General features: G+C 41.3%; 17 protein-coding genes. 7 read left to right on the top strand and 10 right to left on the bottom strand.

Translation table 11 applies throughout. From position 1 onward, the window contains the following. Positions 1–6: 6 nt before the first annotated feature. The 5 genes from OGI71_RS22935 to mnmD form a co-directional block, all read right to left on the bottom strand. Positions 7–1,458 (bottom strand): RagB/SusD family nutrient uptake outer membrane protein, encoded by a 1,452-nt coding sequence (locus OGI71_RS22935; protein WP_282252234.1) that lies wholly within the window; start codon positions 1,456–1,458, stop codon positions 7–9. A 113-nt stretch (positions 1,459–1,571) separates the two neighbouring features. Continuing rightward, a complete protein-coding gene (locus tag OGI71_RS22930; protein ID WP_282252232.1) occupies positions 1,572–4,919 on the bottom strand; it encodes a SusC/RagA family TonB-linked outer membrane protein in 3,348 nt (1,115 codons plus the stop codon). A 136-nt stretch (positions 4,920–5,055) separates the two neighbouring features. Next, positions 5,056–6,249 carry a FecR domain-containing protein gene (locus tag OGI71_RS22925; RefSeq protein WP_282252231.1) on the bottom strand — a complete coding sequence of 398 codons (1,194 nt, stop codon included), beginning with the start codon at positions 6,247–6,249 and terminating at the stop codon, positions 5,056–5,058. A gap of 195 nt (positions 6,250–6,444) precedes the next feature. After that, positions 6,445–7,023, bottom strand: a complete 579-nt coding sequence (locus OGI71_RS22920; protein ID WP_282252229.1) for a sigma-70 family RNA polymerase sigma factor — start codon at positions 7,021–7,023, stop codon at positions 6,445–6,447. Between the two features lie 112 nt (positions 7,024–7,135). Beyond that, on the bottom strand, positions 7,136–7,801 hold the full coding sequence (gene mnmD, locus OGI71_RS22915; protein ID WP_282252227.1) for a tRNA (5-methylaminomethyl-2-thiouridine)(34)-methyltransferase MnmD: 666 nt from the start codon (positions 7,799–7,801) through the stop codon (positions 7,136–7,138). Positions 7,802–8,085: 284 nt separating this feature from the next. On the opposite strand from mnmD, the gene OGI71_RS22910 reads away from it, so the two are divergent. Beyond that, complete coding sequence (locus OGI71_RS22910; RefSeq protein ID WP_282252226.1) at positions 8,086–9,345, top strand: dicarboxylate/amino acid:cation symporter; 1,260 nt, start codon at positions 8,086–8,088, stop codon at positions 9,343–9,345. Here the strand turns inward: OGI71_RS22910 and OGI71_RS22905 are convergent. Further along, entirely contained in the window at positions 9,342–10,301 is a 960-nt protein-coding gene (locus OGI71_RS22905) for a lipid A deacylase LpxR family protein (RefSeq protein WP_282252225.1), read from the bottom strand. The two genes, OGI71_RS22910 and OGI71_RS22905, sit on opposite strands and share 4 nt — an antisense overlap. Before the next feature lie 396 nt (positions 10,302–10,697). On the opposite strand from OGI71_RS22905, the gene OGI71_RS22900 reads away from it, so the two are divergent. The 4 genes from OGI71_RS22900 to OGI71_RS22885 all read left to right on the top strand — a co-directional run bounded on the left by OGI71_RS22900 (position 10,698) and on the right by OGI71_RS22885 (position 16,089). Beyond that, positions 10,698–11,105, top strand: a complete 408-nt coding sequence (locus OGI71_RS22900) for a cytochrome c maturation protein CcmE (protein ID WP_120260530.1) — start codon at positions 10,698–10,700, stop codon at positions 11,103–11,105. Positions 11,106–11,125: 20 nt separating this feature from the next. Beyond that, a complete protein-coding gene (ccsA, locus tag OGI71_RS22895; protein ID WP_282252222.1) occupies positions 11,126–13,585 on the top strand; it encodes a cytochrome c biogenesis protein CcsA in 2,460 nt (819 codons plus the stop codon). Further along, complete coding sequence (locus tag OGI71_RS22890; RefSeq protein WP_282252220.1) at positions 13,585–14,346, top strand: Rossmann-like and DUF2520 domain-containing protein; 762 nt, start codon at positions 13,585–13,587, stop codon at positions 14,344–14,346. The genes ccsA and OGI71_RS22890 overlap by 1 nt, the downstream gene beginning before the upstream one ends. A 186-nt stretch (positions 14,347–14,532) precedes the next feature. Then, complete coding sequence (locus OGI71_RS22885; protein ID WP_282252218.1) at positions 14,533–16,089, top strand: FMN-binding glutamate synthase family protein; 1,557 nt, start codon at positions 14,533–14,535, stop codon at positions 16,087–16,089. A 141-nt stretch (positions 16,090–16,230) separates the two neighbouring features. Here OGI71_RS22885 and OGI71_RS22880 read toward each other — a convergent pair whose 3' ends face one another. The 3 genes from OGI71_RS22880 to OGI71_RS22870 form a co-directional block, all read right to left on the bottom strand. After that, positions 16,231–16,674 (bottom strand): MarR family transcriptional regulator, encoded by a 444-nt coding sequence (locus OGI71_RS22880; RefSeq protein ID WP_223582003.1) that lies wholly within the window; start codon positions 16,672–16,674, stop codon positions 16,231–16,233. Positions 16,675–16,961: 287 nt separating this feature from the next. Beyond that, positions 16,962–17,738, bottom strand: coding sequence for an amidohydrolase (locus tag OGI71_RS22875; protein ID WP_120260124.1), 777 nt, complete (start codon positions 17,736–17,738; stop codon positions 16,962–16,964). A gap of 82 nt (positions 17,739–17,820) precedes the next feature. Then, complete coding sequence (locus tag OGI71_RS22870) at positions 17,821–18,789, bottom strand: polyprenyl synthetase family protein (RefSeq protein WP_282252211.1); 969 nt, start codon at positions 18,787–18,789, stop codon at positions 17,821–17,823. Positions 18,790–18,899: 110 nt separating this feature from the next. Between OGI71_RS22870 and OGI71_RS22865 the strand changes: the two genes are divergently transcribed. Together OGI71_RS22865 and OGI71_RS22860 are read left to right on the top strand one after the other, a co-directional pair. After that, entirely contained in the window at positions 18,900–20,069 is a 1,170-nt protein-coding gene (locus OGI71_RS22865) for a glycosyltransferase (protein ID WP_282252210.1), read from the top strand. Continuing rightward, positions 20,066–20,395, top strand: a complete 330-nt coding sequence (locus OGI71_RS22860) for an iron-sulfur cluster assembly protein (RefSeq protein ID WP_282252209.1) — start codon at positions 20,066–20,068, stop codon at positions 20,393–20,395. Before OGI71_RS22865 ends, OGI71_RS22860 begins: the two co-directional genes overlap by 4 nt. A 123-nt stretch (positions 20,396–20,518) precedes the next feature. Here the strand turns inward: OGI71_RS22860 and OGI71_RS22855 are convergent, their stop codons facing one another. Then, positions 20,519–21,760: a cation:proton antiporter gene (locus OGI71_RS22855; protein ID WP_223581990.1), complete on the bottom strand. Its 1,242-nt coding sequence runs from the start codon at positions 21,758–21,760 to the stop codon at positions 20,519–20,521.

Here is a 21,760-nt window from a genome sequence, read left to right as displayed (position 1 = left end):
CGTATTTTAATAACCTGTATTTTGAACAATATTTGGATTTACGTCTATTTCCCTTCTCGGAATAGCCATCTGCGTTTTGAAGTATGTTCGGTCAAATGACTTTGTCTCTGGTCGCAATAAGGGCGAAACGTGCGCCTTACCTTTACGTTCTATCCGCAGGTTATTGCGCATTGCATCAAATAAACGATGACCCTCACCAACGAGCTCACGACGACGTTCTTCCATCACACGGTTCAGGTCCACCGTTCCACTTACCGACTTTGCCGGATTGGCGCGTTTGACAATGGCATTTAAATAATTAAGCGCATTGCTATTATCACCCAATTTCACCGCTGCCTCAGCCGCAATCAAATATGCTTCCGATAAGCGAAGCACGGGAATATCAGCAAACTCTGGATTTTCGTTCTCCGCCGTGTTGCCCGGATATTTATTCAAATAGTAATAATCGACCTGCTTGCTGGTATATTTGGTAATCACTTTTTGACGCACATCATTCGGATCATCTTTAAGCAAATTCATATAATCATCTGAAAGAATAATGTCATTGTACCCCAGGCGCCACAACAGGTTGCCAATCCCCTCTTTTGAGTCACTGGCCTCTACTTTGGTATTTGACAACTGAAACAATATTTCGCTTGTAAAGTCCTTCGACCACACCGTCGCATACTCCTCGTTTTTCCACAATTGGTATTGCCCTTTTTTTGAACTTGCCGCTGCTTCGGCATTTTTGATCAACGCGGCAGCCATTGAAAAGGCCTTTGCATTTTCTCCAGTATAGAGATAAGCCCGCGCCAATACTTGCTCTGCAGCGAATCTATTCAGCTTACCATCATTTCTTGCTGTGCTCAATAGACTATCTGCCCCTTCAAGATCTGTAATAATCTGGGCATATACCTCCTTAACTGTATTTCGTGCAGGCTTACTTGTAGACACATGCTTCTCCGTCTCGATAGGCACCCCTAAAGAAGCGCCTTGATTTACCGCGTACGGTGCACCAAATACTTTGACCAAGTCGAAATGGGCTATCGCACGCATGGTTAATGCCTGGCCCTTGATGTCCTTGAGCACATCGGTCATTTGATCAACTGGCACAGTATTTACATAGGCCAATACTCCGTTTGCATTACGGATCACACGGTAAGGTTGATACCAAAGTGAGGATGGTGTATTATCCTTATTAAAGTCAAAAAGATAATAACCTGCTGCACGCTTTGTGTCACCATTGGCGAGCATATCCTCGCCAGTGACATCAGCGTAGTACGTCATGCGCGCGCCATAATATTCATAACCACGCATAATATCGTAAATACCATTTAATGCGTAACTCGCCTCATTTGCCGATTTAATGGCCTCCGAACTTTCAGTCGAGGTGCTTGGCTGTGCTGTCTCCAGCCATTTGTTGCCACAGCCTGTCAGCAATGTACAGGACAATAACGCTATTGATACTATATTCTTCATCTCTATTTTATTTTTTCCCATCATACTGGTGGGGTGATTACCATGATTAAATTTTAAAATTCCCTTCATCTGAAAAATGAAATTATAATCATGAACGAATCAGTGCTTGCTTCTTAAAATTTAACATCCAAACCGAAGGTTACCGTCTTCAATTTAGGGGATTCGAAATATACCACTCCATTTACAGGTACCTCAGGGTCGTAGTTTTTATAGGCCGCAAAGGTCAGTAAGTTCATACCAGAACAGAAAGCTCGGATATTACTCACTTTTAGTCTACGGGAGATATGCTGCGGAATAGAAACCCCGAAAGTCAGGTTTTTCAAACGGATATGGTCAGTAGAATGCACGCGGCGTGTATTGGCCACACTGCTCATGTCATATTTATTTCCGACCATAAACATCTCAATATCGGTTTCATCGCCTGGCTTTTGCCATCTCCGCTCGTAATATTTTGGAATATTGTCATAACCTGTTTTACCACCCAATTCCGTTTTCTGCGCACCACTGTCATAGGAATTTCCACCTAGGGAATAAGTCCAGGTGAAATTCAGATCCAGGAATTTATAACGGAATGTGTTGGTAAAACCACCCACAAGCTTGGGATCTGCACTCTTATACAATATCCGCGTTGCAGCAGTATAATCTTCGGTGGTTTCTCTAGAACCTGGTTGAGCAGGATCATTGATGTAATATTGTGGGACACCAGTTTCTTTGTTAATCCCTGCAAATTCAATTAAATAATAGCTATACCATGGTTGACCGATGCGGTGAATCTGTGTTCCATCCCGCAGTTCCGAACTACCATCAGATAAGGCAATCGTCTTATTACGGTTCATTCCAAAGTTTAAGCTCGATGTCCATTTAAATGCACCATTTCGTAGAATATCTGCATTCAAGTCGAGCTCAATACCCGAATTGCGAATCGTTCCAATATTGCTCAGATAGGATGAGAATCCCGTTGTATAAGATGTAGGAACATCGTTCAACAAATCCGATGACTGACGTTGGTACCATTCAAAGGTAAGCCCCAGTCTTTCAAACAAACGTAAATCTAAACCTATATTGAGATTATTCTGTTTTTCCCATTTCAGACCCGGATTTCCAATCTGGATCTCCCTTATGCCAGGGTTATTCCTGTACGGAAATCCAAAACCTGTCAAATCCATATAGGTATAGTAGCTGGATGGCAAAGTACCATTGGTACCATAAGAAACACGGATTTTACCATCACTGATTACATCATTTAAAGATGCCATAAAGTCTTCTTTTGTAAACTTCCAAGCTCCGGACAACGACCAGAATGTTCCCCAGCGGTTGCTGCGGTGGATACGCGAGCTACCATCCATACGAATACTACCTCCTAAAAAGTACTTGTCATCAAAATTATAATTAGCGCGCGACAGGTAAGACAGCAAACGCCATTCACTATTGGATCCCGAAGCATCAATCAAAACCGAACCATTGGACAATACCGTTTTATCCACGGTCGGAAAATTGTCCTTGGCACCGCTCAATCCTTCTTTACGATAAGTATTCACTTCATAGCCTCCCAATATATCCAAATGATGCTTCTCCGCCAATGTTTTGGTATAGGTTAGGCTATTGCGCCATACCATTTGTTTATAATCCGAAAAACTTGTGGTCAAGGAACCATTCGTTTTTTCGCCATCCGAGGTACGGGGATCCGACCAAGAGTTATAGCGGGTTGTTGTATGATCCAGACTAAAGGTTGTATTAAATACTAGACCATCAATGAATTTGTAGTTTGCAAAAACCGTATTGAATGAGCGGTCACCTTTTTCCCGTCGGAAATTGTATAAGGAAGAAGCCTTGGGATTACGTGGGCCATTGGAAAAGAAATCCAGGAAGAAAGATCCATCTTCGTTATAAACCGGCTCTGATGCCGTAATTTTATGCCGTGAAGAATAGATTGGCGAGGTATACCCCCCCCCTTCAGAATTGACGTCCTGTGTAATATTGGAATACAGGATATTGGCTCCCAATTCCATCTTTTCACTCATTTTGTACTTGACGTTCAACCTCCCAGTGAGGCGCTCGAAGCCCGATTGATAGGATAATCCCGTTTGGTTGGTATATCCCATGGATGTATAATAGGAAAGTTTGCTATCTCCGCCCGAAGCAGATATATCTGCATTTCTGAAAGGTGAGTTGCGACGAAACAGTTCCTTTTTCCAATCTGCCCAGCCGCTTGTCGGCTTAGGTGCATATTTATCAATATTCGCCTGCGCATAATCTTCAATCTGGGTCTCATCCGTTAGCTTATCCAGGTAGCGAGCTCTATTGCGCAGGCCCTCCAAAAGCATCTCACGTCGTTGTGGCCCATCCATCACTTCACGAAAATCTGTTGCCTGACTTGATAATCCATAGTCTCCCTTCACTGAAAACACAGGTTTACCTGCTTTACCGGACTTGGTGGTAATTAAGATCACACCACCTGCAGCACGTGAACCGTAAAGGGAAGCTGCCGCCGCATCTTTGATGACGGTAATTTGCTCGATATCGGAGCTATTTATGGTCGACATCACATCCAATCCAGCATTATTCGACTCACTTGAAGCAATATTTTCGGACATCACAGGTACACCATCGATAACGAACAAAGGTTTGTTGGAGGCATTAATGGAACCCATACCACGGATACGGATATCGGTCGCTCCTCCAGGTTGTCCCGATAGGGAGTTCACCTGAACACCGGGTGCATTGCCCTGCAGCATGGTCGAAAAGTTTACTGCCGGAACATCCGCCATCCGGTCGGTACGAATCGTAGAAGCCGATCCCGTATAATCTGACTTCTTAAAAGTTCCATAGCCCGTGACTACTACTTCCTCCAGATTGGATTGGCTAAACTGCAGGCTTACGTTGTGCGTTTCCCCATTGACTTCAACCTCCTTGCGGTCGTAACCTAAAAAACTGAAAACTAACGTCGCTCCGCGGTTGGCAGCAATCGAATAATTTCCATTTTGGTCGGTGCCTACAGTAGTTTTACTTCCTTTTATGGTAACACTTACACCTGAAAGGGCCTTACCCTGCTGATCGGTGACCTGACCATGAATGTTCTTTTGCAGCTCAAGCGTGTTGTCTTTCGCCGTGCCATGCGAGCGATCAATCGCCAAATCAGTCTTTCCAGCCTTAACAACGATTGATTTCCCCTCCTTAAAATAGGTTAAACCATGTGGAGTAAGGAGCTCTGTCAAAGCACGATCCAAAGGAACGTTATTGAAATCAACCGTAATAGCAGGCGTATTATTTACGATTTCTGATTTGCACAGAACAGTATATCCGGTCTGCTTTTTGATTTCACGAAATACGTTGACGATCGAACTATTCTTCTTTTTAATATTTACTGTCTGGGCAAAACTTCCAGCATGGAGCTGCCCCAGTGTAAATAAAAGAAGCATAATAATCATTTTCATAATAATGAGGTATTTATACTTTTTCATTACATTTGATTGGTTTGTTAGTTTAATAAACAGTTAAGCGCGTTTTCATAAAATTTCGGACCAAAATGTGCTGGGGAAGTACCACCTTCCTCAGCTTTTTGATCGAACGAAATAGGATATAGGTAATTTTTGGCTCTTATTTCATCAATCTGACCCTCCTTCCTTCGATTTGAACCTTAATTTTATCATCGGTCATCTTTATGATTTTTAACACTTTATCAAAATTATCAAGTCGTGAAACCGACCCCCATAGCTTCATCTTGGCTACACTTGGGTCAATATCAATTTCAATGTCATACCAGCGTGCTACCTGAGCGAGCGCTGTTCCCAAAGGCTCGTTATTGAACATAAATTCGTCATTCTTCCAAGCAATACTTTCATCCACGGGTACCTGTTGTACAGAAAGTTCTTCTCCTTGTACCGAAGCCTGCTCCCCCGGCTGAAGTAGCCTTGTCTTTCCTGCCGGAACGGAGACTTTTACTTTACCCTCCAGCAGAGAAACTTTGGACTCCTTCTCTTTTGGAAAAGAATAGACATTGAAATGAGTTCCCAACACTTCGACTTTTTCCTTTGCTGTAACAACGATGAATGGCTTTCCAGCTGCTTTGGCTACTTCAAAATAAGCTTCCCCATCCAGTTCTACCACACGTTGTTCATCCGTAAATTTATTTGGGTAGCGCAGACGTGTATCCGCATTGAGCCAAACCTTGGTCCCATCTGCAAGGGCGATCTGATATTGTCCACCACGGGGAGTTGACAAGATCATCATGCGTTTTTCATCTTTTGCAGTCGCTAAGGCGACTGAACCATCTGTATAGGTTATCTCATCGCCCATCACGATCCCCATCTGCTGTTGATCAAGTCCGATACCGGTACCATCCGCAAGCTGAAGGGTAGCTCTATTTCCACCGGGAAGAAGATTTTCCGCCAATTTAACAGCATCAACAGGAGTAGCGGGATCCGACGTATTTATCCCATCTCGTTTATTTATCTGCCATATTCCCAAGCCAAAAACTGCAATAAAACAAGCCGCGGCAGCATACCAACCATACTGCCTCCATCGGTGTTTGGGCTGTTGATCTGCCTGGGCATCGATTTTATCCATAATATTCGACAGAATCCTTTGTTCTTGCGTCTGATCTGACGTCGAAAATTCCTCGTAAGCTTGTAATTCTTTCCGCAAATTTGCCGGATCTTCCAATTTCTTAGCCAAGTCCTGTAATTCTGGATATTTTTCAAACAGCATGCTTAATTCGGCATGCTTATCAGGGAGAATTTCCCCTTTTAGGTAAGCTTGAAGTAATTGAATAATATGATCTATCGTATACATGGTGTTCTTTTCATTTCCTTGTTGACGATAGAAACACGAAGCATAAAATTATCTTACAGAAAAAAATACAAAAATAATTAAAAGACTGTGTATCAGATTAATATTTTCAAAAAAAAAAAAAAAACATTAAGCCTTATATTGCGGAAGCAATAAATGCTGTTAGACATTGATTTCCTGTTTTCTACTTGCTGTCTGTTACTTACTGACAAAGGATAGGAATGCAATAAGTGTTAAAGCATCCTTTGCCCCCAAAAGCCCTCTAATAGTATTCACTGCGCGGGAGCGGTTCGTGTATACAGCGGCTGGACTCATTTGCAGTTGGTCTGCAATTTCTTCTACAGTCTTATCTTCCAGATAAGTTAGATTAAAGACTTCTTTTTGTTTTTCAGGCAATTTTTCAACTTCATTGAAGATGGCATGTACCAGTTCTGCATGAATCATCTTTGAAAAAGCATCGTGGTCATCCGTAAGTAGATCCTCATAATTGGATAAAGGTTCTTGAATACCTTTTGTACGTTTGTCCCGAATAGCGTTGAGGCTGGCATGTTTTGCCGTAATATAAATAAAAGCCCTCAGACTTTCCATCGAATGAAAATCGCATCGACGGGACCATACCTTGATAAAAACATCCGCCACAATCTCTTCCGCGACATCGACCTCTTTCAGATATCGAAGAATAAAGAAAAGCAGCTGTTTGTAGTACTTATGATAAATAGCCACAAACCCTGTCTGGTTGTCTTCCTTCAAACTGTCTATCAACTGTGAATCTGTCATGAGGTAGCGGAAAGTGAACTATTAGGTTAGCCTTAATATCACGGCTAAATTAGAAAACACTTTTTAGATTATCAAACAGTTAACAATAATTAAAAGTGGGACAATAAGTTGGCTATAGTTTTGTCGCCCGCAACATTTCTCTTTTTCCCGGAGCCCCCGGAGCCTTCTCAATAGAGAAACCCAGTGATTTCATGCTGCGTTTGAGGTTACCGGTAATGGCATAAGTAACAAAAACACCTCCCGGTTTAACGAATTGCGCGACATGCGCCAATGCCACATCGCTCCACATTTCGGGCTGATGTATGGCTGCAAAAGCATCAAAATACACCACATCGAATCTTTTTTCGGATTGGAAATCCATCAATAAGGTATGGGCAATGGTGAGTTGTAAGCGTTCGTGAATTTGCACCTGTTGCTGCAATGCGGCTTCATAATTATTCAGATAAGCCGACCAGACAGCTGCATCTACGTTCTCATTATACCCTGTCTCAGCGATAGTCGTTAGCGGTAATGGAAAACCTTCGATTCCGACATAGTCTACCTGAAACGACTTGCCCCCAATATGTTCGGCCGTTTGCAGAAAGTTCAGTCCGGTACCAAATCCCACTTCCAGTATAGCAACCTTCGAAGCTCCCGTTTGTTGCACGAAATGATCCAAACCAGTTTTGATAAATACATGTTTGCTTTCCTGAACAGCACCATGCTTAGAATGGTAGCATTCACCTATCTCTGCATTGTACAATGTTTTGGAACCATCTGCGGTTGTTACAAAATCCATCTTAGTCATTATATTTTTGATAAAGTAAATATCCCATACGCATCGCCAGATCTAACACGCTGTACACCAGATCGCCACAAAAACAGCATAAGCCTGTGACGCAAGCTGCGCTCACATTCTCAGGCTCTCCCAGTCACAGTGATGGTCTTCTGTATGTATATCCGCTCAAAGATAAAAAGCTGGCTCGAATAAATCCCGATTAATCTTTATCCAAGTGTTAAAATGAAAATAATCGATAAAAAGATTATTTTAGCGTCATAAACGCTAAACAATCACAGAACCTAATGGAATACTCTGCAAAAACTTTTATACAGAACTATGGCAGCATCCTGCTCCTCCTTCTTGGCATCGGTATCGGAAGTTTAATTGGGGTCTTTTTTCCACATTTTGTGAACAACCTGAAGCCAATTGGGGATATCTTCCTAAATCTGCTTTTTGTCAGCGTCATACCGCTGGTCTTTTTTGCCATAGCTTCGTCTGTAGCCAATATTGAAGGGGACAGCGTATTGGGCCGTATTATCGGCATGATGTCACTCGTATTTGTAATCGGCATTTTGGTTGCAGGTATAACAAGTGTTATTTTCCTCTACCTATTTCCTGTTAGTTCCGACCTCCCTATTGAACAAGCGAAGGAAATCATTGACACCGCCTCACAGGACTCTTGGGGTGAAAAGATGGTCCGGTTCCTGACTGTTAGTGAATTTTCCAGTCTATTGTCCCGGCAAAATATGCTGGCCTTTGTAATATTTTCATTTTTAGTGGGGATCGCGACACGTAAATCCGGTTCCTCAGCAGATATGTTCCGAAAATTTATCAACTCCGGCAATGCCGTCATGGGCAATTTATTGGTCATGGTAATGCAGTTGGCGCCCATCGGACTGGGTGCCTATTTTGCCTATCAGGTTGGAACACTCGGCCCACAGCTCTTCGGCTTTTACGCCAAACCTATTGGTCTGTACTATATCTTTGGCCTACTCTATTTCTTTACAATATTTAGTTTATTTGCGTTTCTCGCTTTCGGCATCAAAGGAGTCAAACGCTACTGGCAAAACAATATTCTCCCCTCATTGACAGCACTGAGTAGCTGCAGCAGCCTCGCCACCATGCCGGCCAACTTACTGGCTGCAAAACAAATCGGCATCCCCGATACTGTCGCAAGCGTGGTCATCCCTTTAGGCACAACGCTGCATAAACATGGTTCAGCTATTGCTTGTATTTTTAAAATTTATATCGCTTTGCTGTTGAGCGGAAAGGATTTTTTTGACCCAACCAACCTGGTTATGGCTGTAGGGATCACCTTATTGGTCAGCATCGTGGCTGGCGGCATTCCTAATGGGGGATATATCGGCGAAATGCTGATCATATCAGTTTATCAGATGCCCACAGAAGTCATTCCATCCATTATGATTATTGCGACATTGGTAGATCCACTAGCCACAATGCTCAATGCGACCGGCGATACCGTTGCTGCTATGTTGACCACCCGGCTAATCGGACAAAAGCTCTCAGACCCGATCGCAGAAAAAACGGTTAGCAGTGGTTAAAACCGATATGCAAAAAATAGCTGTCCATACTGATGCCGGTGAAACACCGACTTAAGTTCCTTGGAATTAAAAATATAATTAATACCATAATTGACCTTGTGATTGGACCAACTGAAACCTATGCGATGACTTAGCATCCAAGGTTCGATCTGATATAATCCGCCTATAGGATCATCTTTCCCCAGCCCTCCTTGTATCGTTGAATTATAAAAGATCCGGGCCAAACTAGGTTGATAAACAAAGTACCATTCTTTGTCATCATTACTTCTAGCCTCTGTCAAATGCCCATGTGTAAAGGTCGATGCATGGTACGATTTAAGTTTACCTGCACGGATTGGAATTCCAACCTCCATATTAGTATTGTTCATCCCCAGAGTGCCTCTACCCATTATCCCGAGATCGAATGCTCCTGCTTGATCCCGATAAATTCCTTTCAGATATTTCGCCTGTAGATCTACACCAAAGGCATTGCGCAATGCGGTATCCCAGCCCGTAGCCTCATACATTCCAAACAGATGATGGATAAACTTCTGTGCACCTTCGCCATAAGACCGGGAACCAATCTGCCCCAATTCGACTTTAAGTTCAACCACCTGATCAGCTTTCAAAAAACGAGTACCCGATGCGCTCAAATAAAGGTATCCGGCGAAAGGTCTGTCGTATTTCTTATTCTGTCTACGATAATCTATAATACTAATACCATTGTAGATGCGCTGTCCGACTTCGAAATCCAATACGGTATTCGAAATCTCTGAAGCCCCTCCTGTTGGTAGTGCAATACGGTAATTGACATTGATACCGTTGGTATAATATCGGTCCTGGCCAATCAATAGATAGACATCATTGTCATTTTGAAGGGAAACCTCTTGGTTGCGCAACCTTACCTGCCCAAAAACCAAAAAAAATGGAAATACAACTCCATATAAGAGCAGTAAAGACCGCAAAGCAACACTCATATTAACAGGCAATTGTAAAATTCATGCGATATAAACTGCAATAAAATATTAAATCTCAACTTAAATTATTCAAAAGCATCCAAATATACCTCATTTTTTCAGGCACAACAACCTATTTAGAACAAATATAAATAATGTCGAAAAGTTGCATTATTCCTTTCTTCGCAAATCTATTTGTAATTTTGCATTCGATTAAGTGTCAGCTTTTGTCAAAATGAATGCTTATAAGGGATTCATTGCTATCGATACACAAGCTTTTACTGGGAACATGAAGATCACCAAAGGTTGGCACAATAGCATAAACAAATCATACGAATGAAACCGTCATCAGTTTTAGTTCATCGTTCGAACAATTGCTCATGATAGTTTCATTACCGATAAAAACAAATAATACTAATGAAAAAAAGTTCCATCATTCTAATCGCTATTATTGCAGTGGCTATTGCCATGATACTTGTCATCTATACGGATTCAAGTACCTACTCGACATTTACCGAGGCAAAAGAAAAGAAAACAGAACTATATGTGGTCGGCCAGCTCAACAAAGATAAGGTACTTCACTATGACCCGAAAACAGATGCCAATAAATTCAGCTTTTTCATGTACGACAATGAAGGTACAGAATGTGAGGTTGTATTCAGAGGCGCAAAACCTCAGGACATTGAGCGTTCAGAACAAATTGTATTGACGGGCAAAATGGACGGGAATGTGTTTAGAGCGAGTAAAATATTGATGAAGTGTCCATCGAAATACAACGATAAATCGGTCGTGACTGAAATCAATGCCACAGCTTTCAATAATTAATTTGTAAAATCAATTTTTCAATGGACGTTAATTACGTTGGTGAGCACCTGCTACCTGGGCAGATCGGACAATTCTTTATTGTTCTTTCCTTTGGTGCCGCACTTTTATCTTGTATCGCTTATTTTTTCGCGACTAAAAACCCTGAAGAGACTTCATGGAAAAAGATCGCCCGCATTGGATTCTGGATTAATGCCGTTTCTGTTGTCGCTATCGGTGCAACCTTATTTTATATCATCTATAATCATTTATTTGAGTACAATTATGCTTGGGCACACTCATCCAAGACATTACCAACGTATTATATCATTTCCAGCTTTTGGGAAGGGCAGGAAGGAAGTTTCTGGCTCTGGATGTTCTGGCAAACAGTACTAGGAGCAATATTGCTATTCAAAGCCAAAAGCTGGGAAACTTCCGTCATGACTTTTGTGATGTTATGCCAGGCGTTTTTGGCATCCATGATCGTTGGTGTAGAAATTTTTGGATTACGTATCGGTAGTTCTCCATTTATCCTTTTGCGTGATGCAATGGATATTCCGATCTTAAAACAAGCAAACTATTTATCATTGATCACAGATGGTAATGGCTTAAATCCACTTTTACAAAATTATTGGATGGTGATTCACCCACCGACCTTATTCCTTGGTTTTGCGTCCATGATTGTTCCTTTTGCTTATGCGACTGGAGCCCTATGGACCAAACGCTATAAGGAATGGATCAGTGCTGCGCTTCCATGGGCTCTATTTGCGGTTATGATTCTTGGAGCTGGGATTATTATGGGGTCTTTTTGGGCATACGAAGCACTTAACTTTGGCGGCTTCTGGGCTTGGGATCCGGTGGAAAATGCGTCTATTATTCCTTGGTTCACCTTGATCGCCGCAGTTCACGTGATGATCGCCTATAAAAATTCGGGACATTCTTATTTCACCGCAACATTCCTAGCTATGATCAGCTTTGTGCTGGTGATCTATGCCTCCTACCTAACGCGTAGTGGTGTCCTCGGCGAGACTTCAGTACACTCGTTTACCGATTTAGGCATGAGTGGGCAGTTGATTTTGTTCAATGTAGCATTTTTAGTAATTATGGTCGTCTTTCTTGTCGTTAAGAAGAAAGAGATGCCGATTACTGAAAAAGACGAAGAGATTTATTCGAGAGAGTTCTGGTTGTTTATCGGTGCTTTGGTCCTGACTGTTGCCTGTGCACAGATCATCGCCTCCACATCTATTCCTGTATTTAACAAAATCTTCGGCACCAAGGTGGCGCCACCTTTAGAACCAATTCAACATTATAATAAATGGCAATCTGGATTCGCCGTTATTGTCATGATCATGACCGGGTTTACCCAGTTTTTAAAATACAAACGCAGCGATAGCCGTAAATTCTTGGCTTCAACTGTAGCATCTCTTGCTGTAGCCATTATCCTGACAGCAATTATTTCGTATTTTACCAAAACATATACCAACCTGATCTATATCCTGATCACCTTTGCCAGTATCTTCTGTATCCTGGCGAATATCCGGGTATTGGGTGATGCAGTCAAAGGTAAATGGAAATTGGCAGGTTCTTCGGTCGCTCATATTGGTTTTGGACTGCTACTTATCGGTGCTATGGTCGCTGCAGCGACAAATGAAGTTATCTCGGTCAACAATACAGGCTATATCGCAGTATCTGGTTTTGACAAAGTCGAAAAGCCGGGAGAGAACTTATTCTTAACCGAAGGAGAACCCGTACAAATGGGGGAATATAAAATCACCTATATAGGTGATAGCATTGCTGCGCCAAATACCTATTACAAAATCAAATACGAACGTATTGATGAGGAAACAGGTAAAGTGAAAGAAGAGTTTGTACTACAACCTTTCGCACAAAACAATGCCAAGATGGGCGGTCTGATCGGTACTCCGGCAACCAAACATTACATTACGCATGATGTATATACCCTGATTACGGCTGCGGCAGCGGAGAGCCAGGCACAGCATTCAAAAACAGCAAACGAAGAGAAAACAGGCTTTGAAGATTACGAAGAACCTGCGACCTATCAAGTCAATATCGGTGACACTTTACGTTACCGCAATGGGTACTATGTGATTGAAGGGCTCAATAAAGAGGCTCAACTGGAGAAAATCCCAAAAGGTCCTAACGACGTAATGGTCGGATTAAAAATAAAAGTGGTTGCAGCGGATAATAAACAATACGAAGTACAGCCCATTTACTTGATTAAAGATGGTGGAATCTATGATTTTAATAAAGATGTCACTGATCAAGGCCTTAAATTTAGGTTTACAGGTATCAAACCGGACAAAGACAAGTTGGAAATCATGGTCTATCAAAAGCCATTACCTGAGAAAAAATGGGTGGTTTTTAAAGCGATCAAATTTCCATACATCAACTTCTTCTGGTGTGGAACGATTATCATGACCATCGGTTTTATCATGTCCATTGTCAGAAGAAATAAAGAAGAGAAACGAAAATTAGCGAAATAATGAACATTGTCATTTTAGGGAGCGGAAATGCCGCAACACATTTTGGACAAGCGTTTCAAGAGCTAGGACATCGGATCGTTCAGATCTATAGTAAAACAAAGGCCAATGCGGATGCATTGGCCTTTGCGCTTCATTGTCCAAGCACAGACCAGCTCAGCCAGCTGCAGCGTGATGCAGATCTTTATCTTATCGCTGTGTCAGACCAGGCTATTCCTACCCTTGTAGAAACGATACCGCAAGACATCAATGGGATTGTAGTGCATTGTTCCGGAGCAACGGATCTAGATGTCCTGAAACGATTTAAGAATGCTGGTGTTATCTATCCACCACAATCGCTATCCAAAAGTAAAACTATTGATTTTTCAGCAATTCCATTTTGTGTTGAAGGCAACAATGAAGGCAATACAGCGGCTTTACTCCAACTTGCAGGTACCTTTTCAACCCATAGTATCTATTGCAATTCAAAGCAACGGCTGGCGATCCATCTGTCTTCGGTCATGGTTAATAACTTCTCGAATATCCTTTATCAGTTTGCTTATGAACTATTGGAAGAACATAATCTTTCCTTTGACCTGGTCAGACCGATCATTTTAGAAACGGCAGAAAAAGTTCAAAATCATGTTCCAATAACAGTTCAGACAGGTCCAGCGATCCGGGGTGATGAAGCGACACAGCAAAAACATTTGAAATTTATTAGTAATAAACCGGATTTACAGCAAATCTATCAACTTTTATCGCAACAGATTACTAAAAGAAAATAGTTTGTTAGAAACAGTTATAAACTTATCAAAACTTATTCTAGCATAGTAAATATATCCATTTACTTGGGGAACTTTAGTACATTTGCTCTGTCCAAAAGCGCATTTTGGAATGCTAATTGAGCAGTAATATATTCAATTGGACTAAACATTAAAATAGCGAATTAAAACTAAACAATCGTATTTTCTATGGAAGTTAGAAAACTCATTATTTCAATAATGATTGTGATTAATTTAATCATTGTATCATTTGGCTTAATATTTACATCAAGCTGGTTTTGGTTATTGATCTTTCCATTCCCATTATTATTGATCGCCTTATACCATAGTTTCCAAACCAAACATGCGATTTTGCGAAACTACCCTCTTGTTGGATACTTTCGTTATATCTTCGAATCGATCCGTCCTGAGTTGAGACAATACTTTTGGGAATCGGATATGGATGGTCGTCCATTCAATAGAAGACAGCGTTCCATTGTTTATCAGCGGGCAAAAAATCAACGCGAGACCGTAGCATTTGGTATGCAAACCGATCCACAAGCGGTCGGTAACGAATGGGCAGCACATTCCGTTTTTCCCTGTCATATCGAAAATCACGATTTACGTACGACAGTTGGAAACGAATCCTGTAAAAAACCTTATAGTTTAAGTGTTTTCAATATCTCAGCGATGAGTTACGGTGCTTTGAGCAAAACAGCTATCACTGCATTAAACAAAGGCGCCGCCTTACAAAATTTCGCGCACAACACCGGAGAAGGTGGTATCAGTGACTATCACAATAACGGTGGTGATCTGATCTGGCAGGTTGGTACAGGTTATTTCGGATGTCGTAATTCGGAAGGCAAGTTTGACGCTGAGCTATTCCGGGAAAAATCAAACCGTGAAAACGTGAAGATGATCGAGCTTAAGCTTTCACAGGGCGCGAAACCTGGTCACGGAGGTATCTTACCAGCTGCTAAAAATACACCTGAGGTCGCGGCAATACGCCACGTTATCCCTGGAACAGATGTCATGTCTCCTCCTGCACATAGTGCATTCTCTTCGCCAACGGAAATGATGCGCTTCATCCAGCACATGCGGGAACTATCTGGAGGAAAACCGATCGGATTTAAAATATGTATAGGTGACAAGCATGAGTTTATGGACATCTGTCATGCCATGCAGAATACGCAGATCTTCCCAGATTTTATCTCAGTCGATGGTTCTGAAGGTGGTACAGGTGCTGCACCCTTGGAATTTACAGACAACCTAGGGATGCCTCTTTATGATGCATTAACTTTTGTAACCAAAACGTTGATCGCATTTGGTCTGAAGAAACACATCAAAGTGATTGTGTCAAGCCGTATTGTTACTGGGTTTGATATCCTAAAAGTTATTGCTCTAGGTGCTGACGCATGCTATAGTGCACGTGGAATGATGTTCGCGTTGGGTTGTATTCAAGCCTTAAAATGTAATGAAGACGTTTGTCCGGTAGGTGTTGCAACGCAACAACCGCACCTGTACAAAGGGCTAGATGTTAATGACAAGTATGTACGCGTAGCCCAATTCCATCGCAATACATTACGCGCTACCGTTGAGATTATGGAAGCCTGTGGTTTCAAAACCTTATCTGAAGTATCCGCAGATAAATTCTACCGCAAAGTAGATGCGATACGGACGTTAAGCTTCCAAGAAATCTATTTTGGTACCGAAGGAAAACTGGTCAATAGCCATACAGATTTCGAAAGCAAGCTTTTCGAAGACTAGCCATTGGATACATATCCTATACAGGAAGCCCTCAGTCGTTGTTAACGCTGAGGGCTTCCTGTTTCTTTTCTTTCCCCTATTGGCCTTTCGACCTAGATAATTTCATAATCAATGTGATCAGTAGTAATTTACTTGCCCATACTATTTCAGATTGAACAGCACACGATGTAAAGTGGTATGAGATAAAGCAATCTGATCATCGGTCAGTCCACCTAAGGCCTGTTCGATCGTATTCGTGGCTTGCTTCATCCCTTCGTCTTTCATCTTCCGGCCAATTTTAGTTAAATAGATCAAATTAGATCGTCTATCATTTTTGTCATTGACACGGATCACCAGATTAAGTCGTTCCAGATTATTGATCAGGCGCGTTACACTCGGTTTGTCCCGGAATGTCCGGATAGCCAATTCCTGCTGGGTCAGTCCCTCCTCTACCCACAGATTGTACATAATACTCCATTGCTCTGAAGTAATACTTAATCCAGCTTCCCTGAGATTACGCTGTAATCTCCGCATAACAGCAATTGAGTATTTCCCGGTCAGGAAATTATAAAAATACTCTTGCGATACTAAATCTTGGTCTAACATATAAATAATGGTTATGGTTGTTTACGCAACTTATGTTACTAATAAATATTATGCTCAAATCAAAACAAAGAAAACTAAACTTATTTTGGCTAATATTTAGCCTAAATTACGTTTTTCTACAGTTGTGTCAAACAAATTTTATCAACATGCAATAAATAGATGTTAATAAATCATCATAAACGATTTACGGTAGACTGAATTTAGCAATAAAAAAGGAGACAAACAAAATAAATTGCTTGTCTTTATACCTAAATTACAAGAAAGATTTATCCGATTGTAAGAAAGAGTTATCCGATTGTAAATGAATCTGAATCTCTTAAAAACGGGAATTTTTCCCGAGCCTCCAAAAGATCATTCGGATTTAATGTAAAGGTATATAAATCTTCATCTTCGGGCTTATAATAAACGACATCACCCAATGGTGATATACACATTGACCCACCGGAGTAATAGATATCGTTACCATCATGCCCCACACGGTTCACGCCAACGACATAAGATTGATTTTCAATGGCACGTGCCGGGATCAATGCTCGCCAATGTGCTGAACGCTTATCTGGCCAGCTTGCTGTATAAACCAAGATATCGTAGGCAGCATTTTGATTCTTGGACCAAACAGGGAAACGAAGGTCGTAACAGATCATAGGGCAAATTTTCCAACCCTTGATATCCACTAAAATACGTTCGTTGCCTGGTTCAAAATACTCGCTTTCTTTGGACATGCCAAAAAGATGGCGCTTATCGTATTTCACATATTTGCCATCAGGAAACATCCATAAAAAACGGTTGTAGTATTTTCCCTCCTCTTCAATGATTAATGAGCCGGCAACAACACAGTTTAACGAACTTGCCATTTCAAACAACCATCTTGTGGTAGGACCATTGGCGGGCTCGGCACATTTCTCAACGTTATTCGTGAATCCCGTATTAAACATCTCCGGTAAGATAATCAAATCTGTTTTCTCGCGTAATGATGAAAGTCGCAACGCCAGATTATTCAGATTTTTTTCAATATTTTCCCAGAATAAATATGCTTGAAATACCGTGATTTTTAAAGGATCCATGAACGTTATCTAAAATTTATTTAATTATTTAGTACAAAATAGCCATTTATTGGCAAAATACGAATTTTAATAGAATTTCTATCTACTGCTGTCTTACCAAAAGATTGTTTGCTAACAGTAATAACGCTTCTTTACGTTCATTTGGTACATCCAAAGCATCCATTTTTTCAAATGCGCGCTGCGTGTATATATCTTTTAATTCATCCGCTGCTTTTCGGACCTGATACTTATCATATAAGGTTAGCATATCTTCAACTTTTGTCGGAACAGTCTCGACGGTTGAATGTAATAAGCGCTGCATCGTAGGGACATCCTCCTCAGCAATAACTTCCATCAGTTTAACCAATAAAAAGGTTTTCTTATTGATCATAATATCACCACCAACGATTTTCCCGAAAGTATCCGGATCACCATAAGCATCCAATATATCATCCTGCAACTGGAAGGCCAAGCCAACATTTTCCCCAAAATCATAGATCAATTGTTGTTGTTGTTCATTCGCTCCGGAAAGAATGGCGCCCAACTGCAATGCTCCGCCCAATAGTACCGATGTTTTCAAACGAATCATCTCTAGATATTCGGGCATAAGCAATGATGCGCGACCTTCATAGTCCATATCCAATTGTTGGCCCTCACAGACCTCCATGGCTACTTTGCTCAAAATGCGTAAAGTTGCAGGTAGATAAACCGGATTACATTTGGAGATTTCCTCATAGGCCTTCACTAATAACCCGTCTCCAGAGAGAATGGCAATATTTGCATCCCATTTTTCATGGACGGTAGTTTTTCCTCTCCGTAAAGGAGCTTTATCCATCAGATCGTCATGTATCAAGGAAAAGTTATGAAAAAACTCTACAGCCTTTGCTGCCGGAATAATTTCGTCCATCTCCTGCATACCGAATAACTCGGCCGCCATCAATGTTAGCACTGGCCTAACCCTCTTGCCGCCCAAAGTCAATATATACCGTATGGGATCATATAAATTTGTTGGAGTTTCAGGAAATTGACTTGTCTCTATCGCCTCTATCACGAGCTGTTGTAAGTGTTGCATATATCTTTACGATCGAATCATGCGAATATAGCAATAATCATATAGAAATGGCAATTTTGTGCCGTCAAAGCATTCGGGGCAAAATCGTACATTTGTATAAGTCTTTTGTTATGCGCATACTAATTATCCATACATATTATCAAACAGCAGGTGGAGAAGATACTGTCTTTCAACAGGAATTGTCGCTCCTCTCGCAAGATCACCAAGTCCGCACCCTGACCTTTCAAAATAAAAAAGGCTGGCGAGGTGCCTTACAGACCCTAGGTTCCATCTGGAATATTTTCGCTGCAAATAGATTAAAAAAAACAATCCGGGAATTCAAACCGGATGTCGTCCATCTCCACAATACACATTACGCTGCTGGGCCAATTCTAATACGTACGATAGCCAAACAAGGTGTTCCGCAGGTAATGACCCTGCACAATTTTAGGTTACTTTGCCCCTCGGCAACACTGTATCATCACAATCATCTGTTTCTGGATTCTCTAAAAGAAGAATTTCCCTGGACTGCAGTTAAGGAAAAAGCATTTAATGATTCCGTTATTAAAACATTCCTCCTTGCCTTTAACTACTGGTTTCACCGCAAAATAGGTACATGGCAAAAGGTCAATCGGTATATTAATTTAAGCAGCTTTGCCAAGTCGATATTTGTTGACTCAACGTTAAGGGTACCCGCAGAAAAGTTTGAAGTAAAAGCTAATTTTGTTTTCCCTTCAACTCTGCCAGTAGAAACTGCACAACCTTATTTTATATATGTTGGCAGACTATCGGACGAAAAAGGTATATTAAATCTGATTGAGTCTGTGAAAGGAAAGGATCTGGAGCTCCGCATTATTGGTGGTGGTCCTCTCGAGGAGGAGGTCAAAAAAAGGATAACAGATCAGCCCAACATCAGTTATCTCGGATTTAAACCCCGATCCGAGATTTTACCACTCGTTGCTGCAGCACAAGCCCTGATCGTCCCCTCCATTTGCTTTGAAGGAATGCCAATCACAATCCTCGAGGCCTACTCTGTGGGAACTCCGGTACTCTGCTCAAACCTTGGGCCTTTACCTGAAATGATTATCCCAAATAAAACCGGGCAGACATTTGATCCACACAATAGAAACGAAATTGTTTCTTGCCTGACGCAATGGAATGCCAAGCCAACCGATGAAAAAGATGAGATAAGAAAGACCTGTATGGCCTATTATTTTAGTAATTTTACTCCTGATATAAATGAGAGCAAATTATTAGCGATCTATAAAAACGCTATTGAAGATAAAAAATTAAACAAATGAGTATTATTGTAATGGATAAACTGGGTTTGGCATCTCAAATCCAAGCTACACTGGAGACGATCTATGATCCTGAATTAAAACCAGCAAATATTGTCGATCTAGGACTTGTCTATGAGATTATTACCAAGGAAGATGGCATAGCAAAAATTGTCATGACCCTAACGGCTCCGGGCTGTCCAGTTGCAGGAGAAATCATGAATGAAGTGCAGGAAAAAGTTGCTGGAATAGAAGGTATTAAAGAAGCCTTGGTGGAATTAACTTTTGATCCGCCTTGGACCAAAGATATGATGTCTGAAGAAGCAAAGCTTGAACTTGGGTTCCTATAGAAATCGTTTGAGAAATATTTAATACCTCCTAATAGTCTTTCGGAGGCATTTTTATTGTGATGTTATTTTAAATATATCGTAACTGCTAATGGTCAGTGCAAAAAAGTAGCATTAGCATTAGCATTAACCGGTACTATTATTTTCCAGGTCGCTCAGTTTCTTCAGCGGTTTGGCTGTATTGGCATCACTTCCAAAGAGCAATTTCCATAGATTGCGGGATTCTTTGGTCAAGAGTGGTGACACAATAGAAAGGATCAAAACGTAAACCACAACGAATGATTGGATAACAGGGAGCAAAGCACCTGCTTTACCGATATTGGCCATGATAATTGAAAACTCTCCCCGTGCCGACAGCGTAAAACCAATATCAAAAGATGTTTTCGGTTTCATCCCAGAAAATTTCGCAGCAAAATAACCTGAGGCGAGATTACCCATCACAGTTACTAACGCCGCTATTGATGCCCAAAATACGGCTCCTCCCAACGACATAATATCTATGGATAGTCCGAAGCTAAAGAAAAACATCGCCCCAAAGAAGTCTTTATAAGGCAACACCATTGCTTCAATTTTTTTGATATACTGCGAATCCGCTAGTACCAATCCTGCCATTAATGCACCAATAGCCTCGGCAACATGAATAGTCTCCGAAAATCCGGCAACGATAAAAAGCAGTGCAAAGATAACAAGTATAAATAGTTCAGAAGTTTTTTCCTTTAACAAACGGTCTATGGCTGGCACCAGCTTGCGTCCCAAAACCAAAAAGGCCAAGATAAAGCCCAATGCCAATAGGGAAGTCCCAGCAACCGTCCAAAATGAGCTACTACCCGTCAATATCAATCCTGACAGAAAGGAAATATGCATGGCAATAAAGAGATCATCAAACATGATCATTCCCATAATGACTTCGGTCTCTGGATTTGCCGTCCGTTTAAGATCAGTGAGGACCTTAGCCACAATTGCTGTCGAAGAGCTCGTCATGATCCCACAAAGGACCATCATCTCTTTAAAAGGCATATCCATCAGCCAGCCTATCAATAGTCCCGAGGTAAAGTTGAGCAGGACATAGATTGTTCCGCCAGTTACGATGGCTTTACCAGATTTGATAAGCCGATTGACTGAAAATTCTAGTCCCAAATAAAACAGAAGAAATAATACCCCTAGCCTGCCCATAAAATCTATAAAGGGTTTGCTTTCGGTAAAGGTCAGATCCACCAATCCAATCTGCGGTGCGTGTTGCCCCAAAACCATTCCTATAATAATAAAAAAAGGAATAACGGAAAACTTAAGCTTGTTGGCAATCAATCCAACAATAGCAACAAGTCCGACAGCGATTCCAATTTCTAATATTAAGGTATGTGATAGCAT

The organism is Sphingobacterium sp. ML3W (assembly GCF_029542085.1).
GTDB lineage: Bacteria > Bacteroidota > Bacteroidia > Sphingobacteriales > Sphingobacteriaceae > Sphingobacterium.
This window is presented reverse-complemented; position numbering and strand designations above follow the sequence as displayed.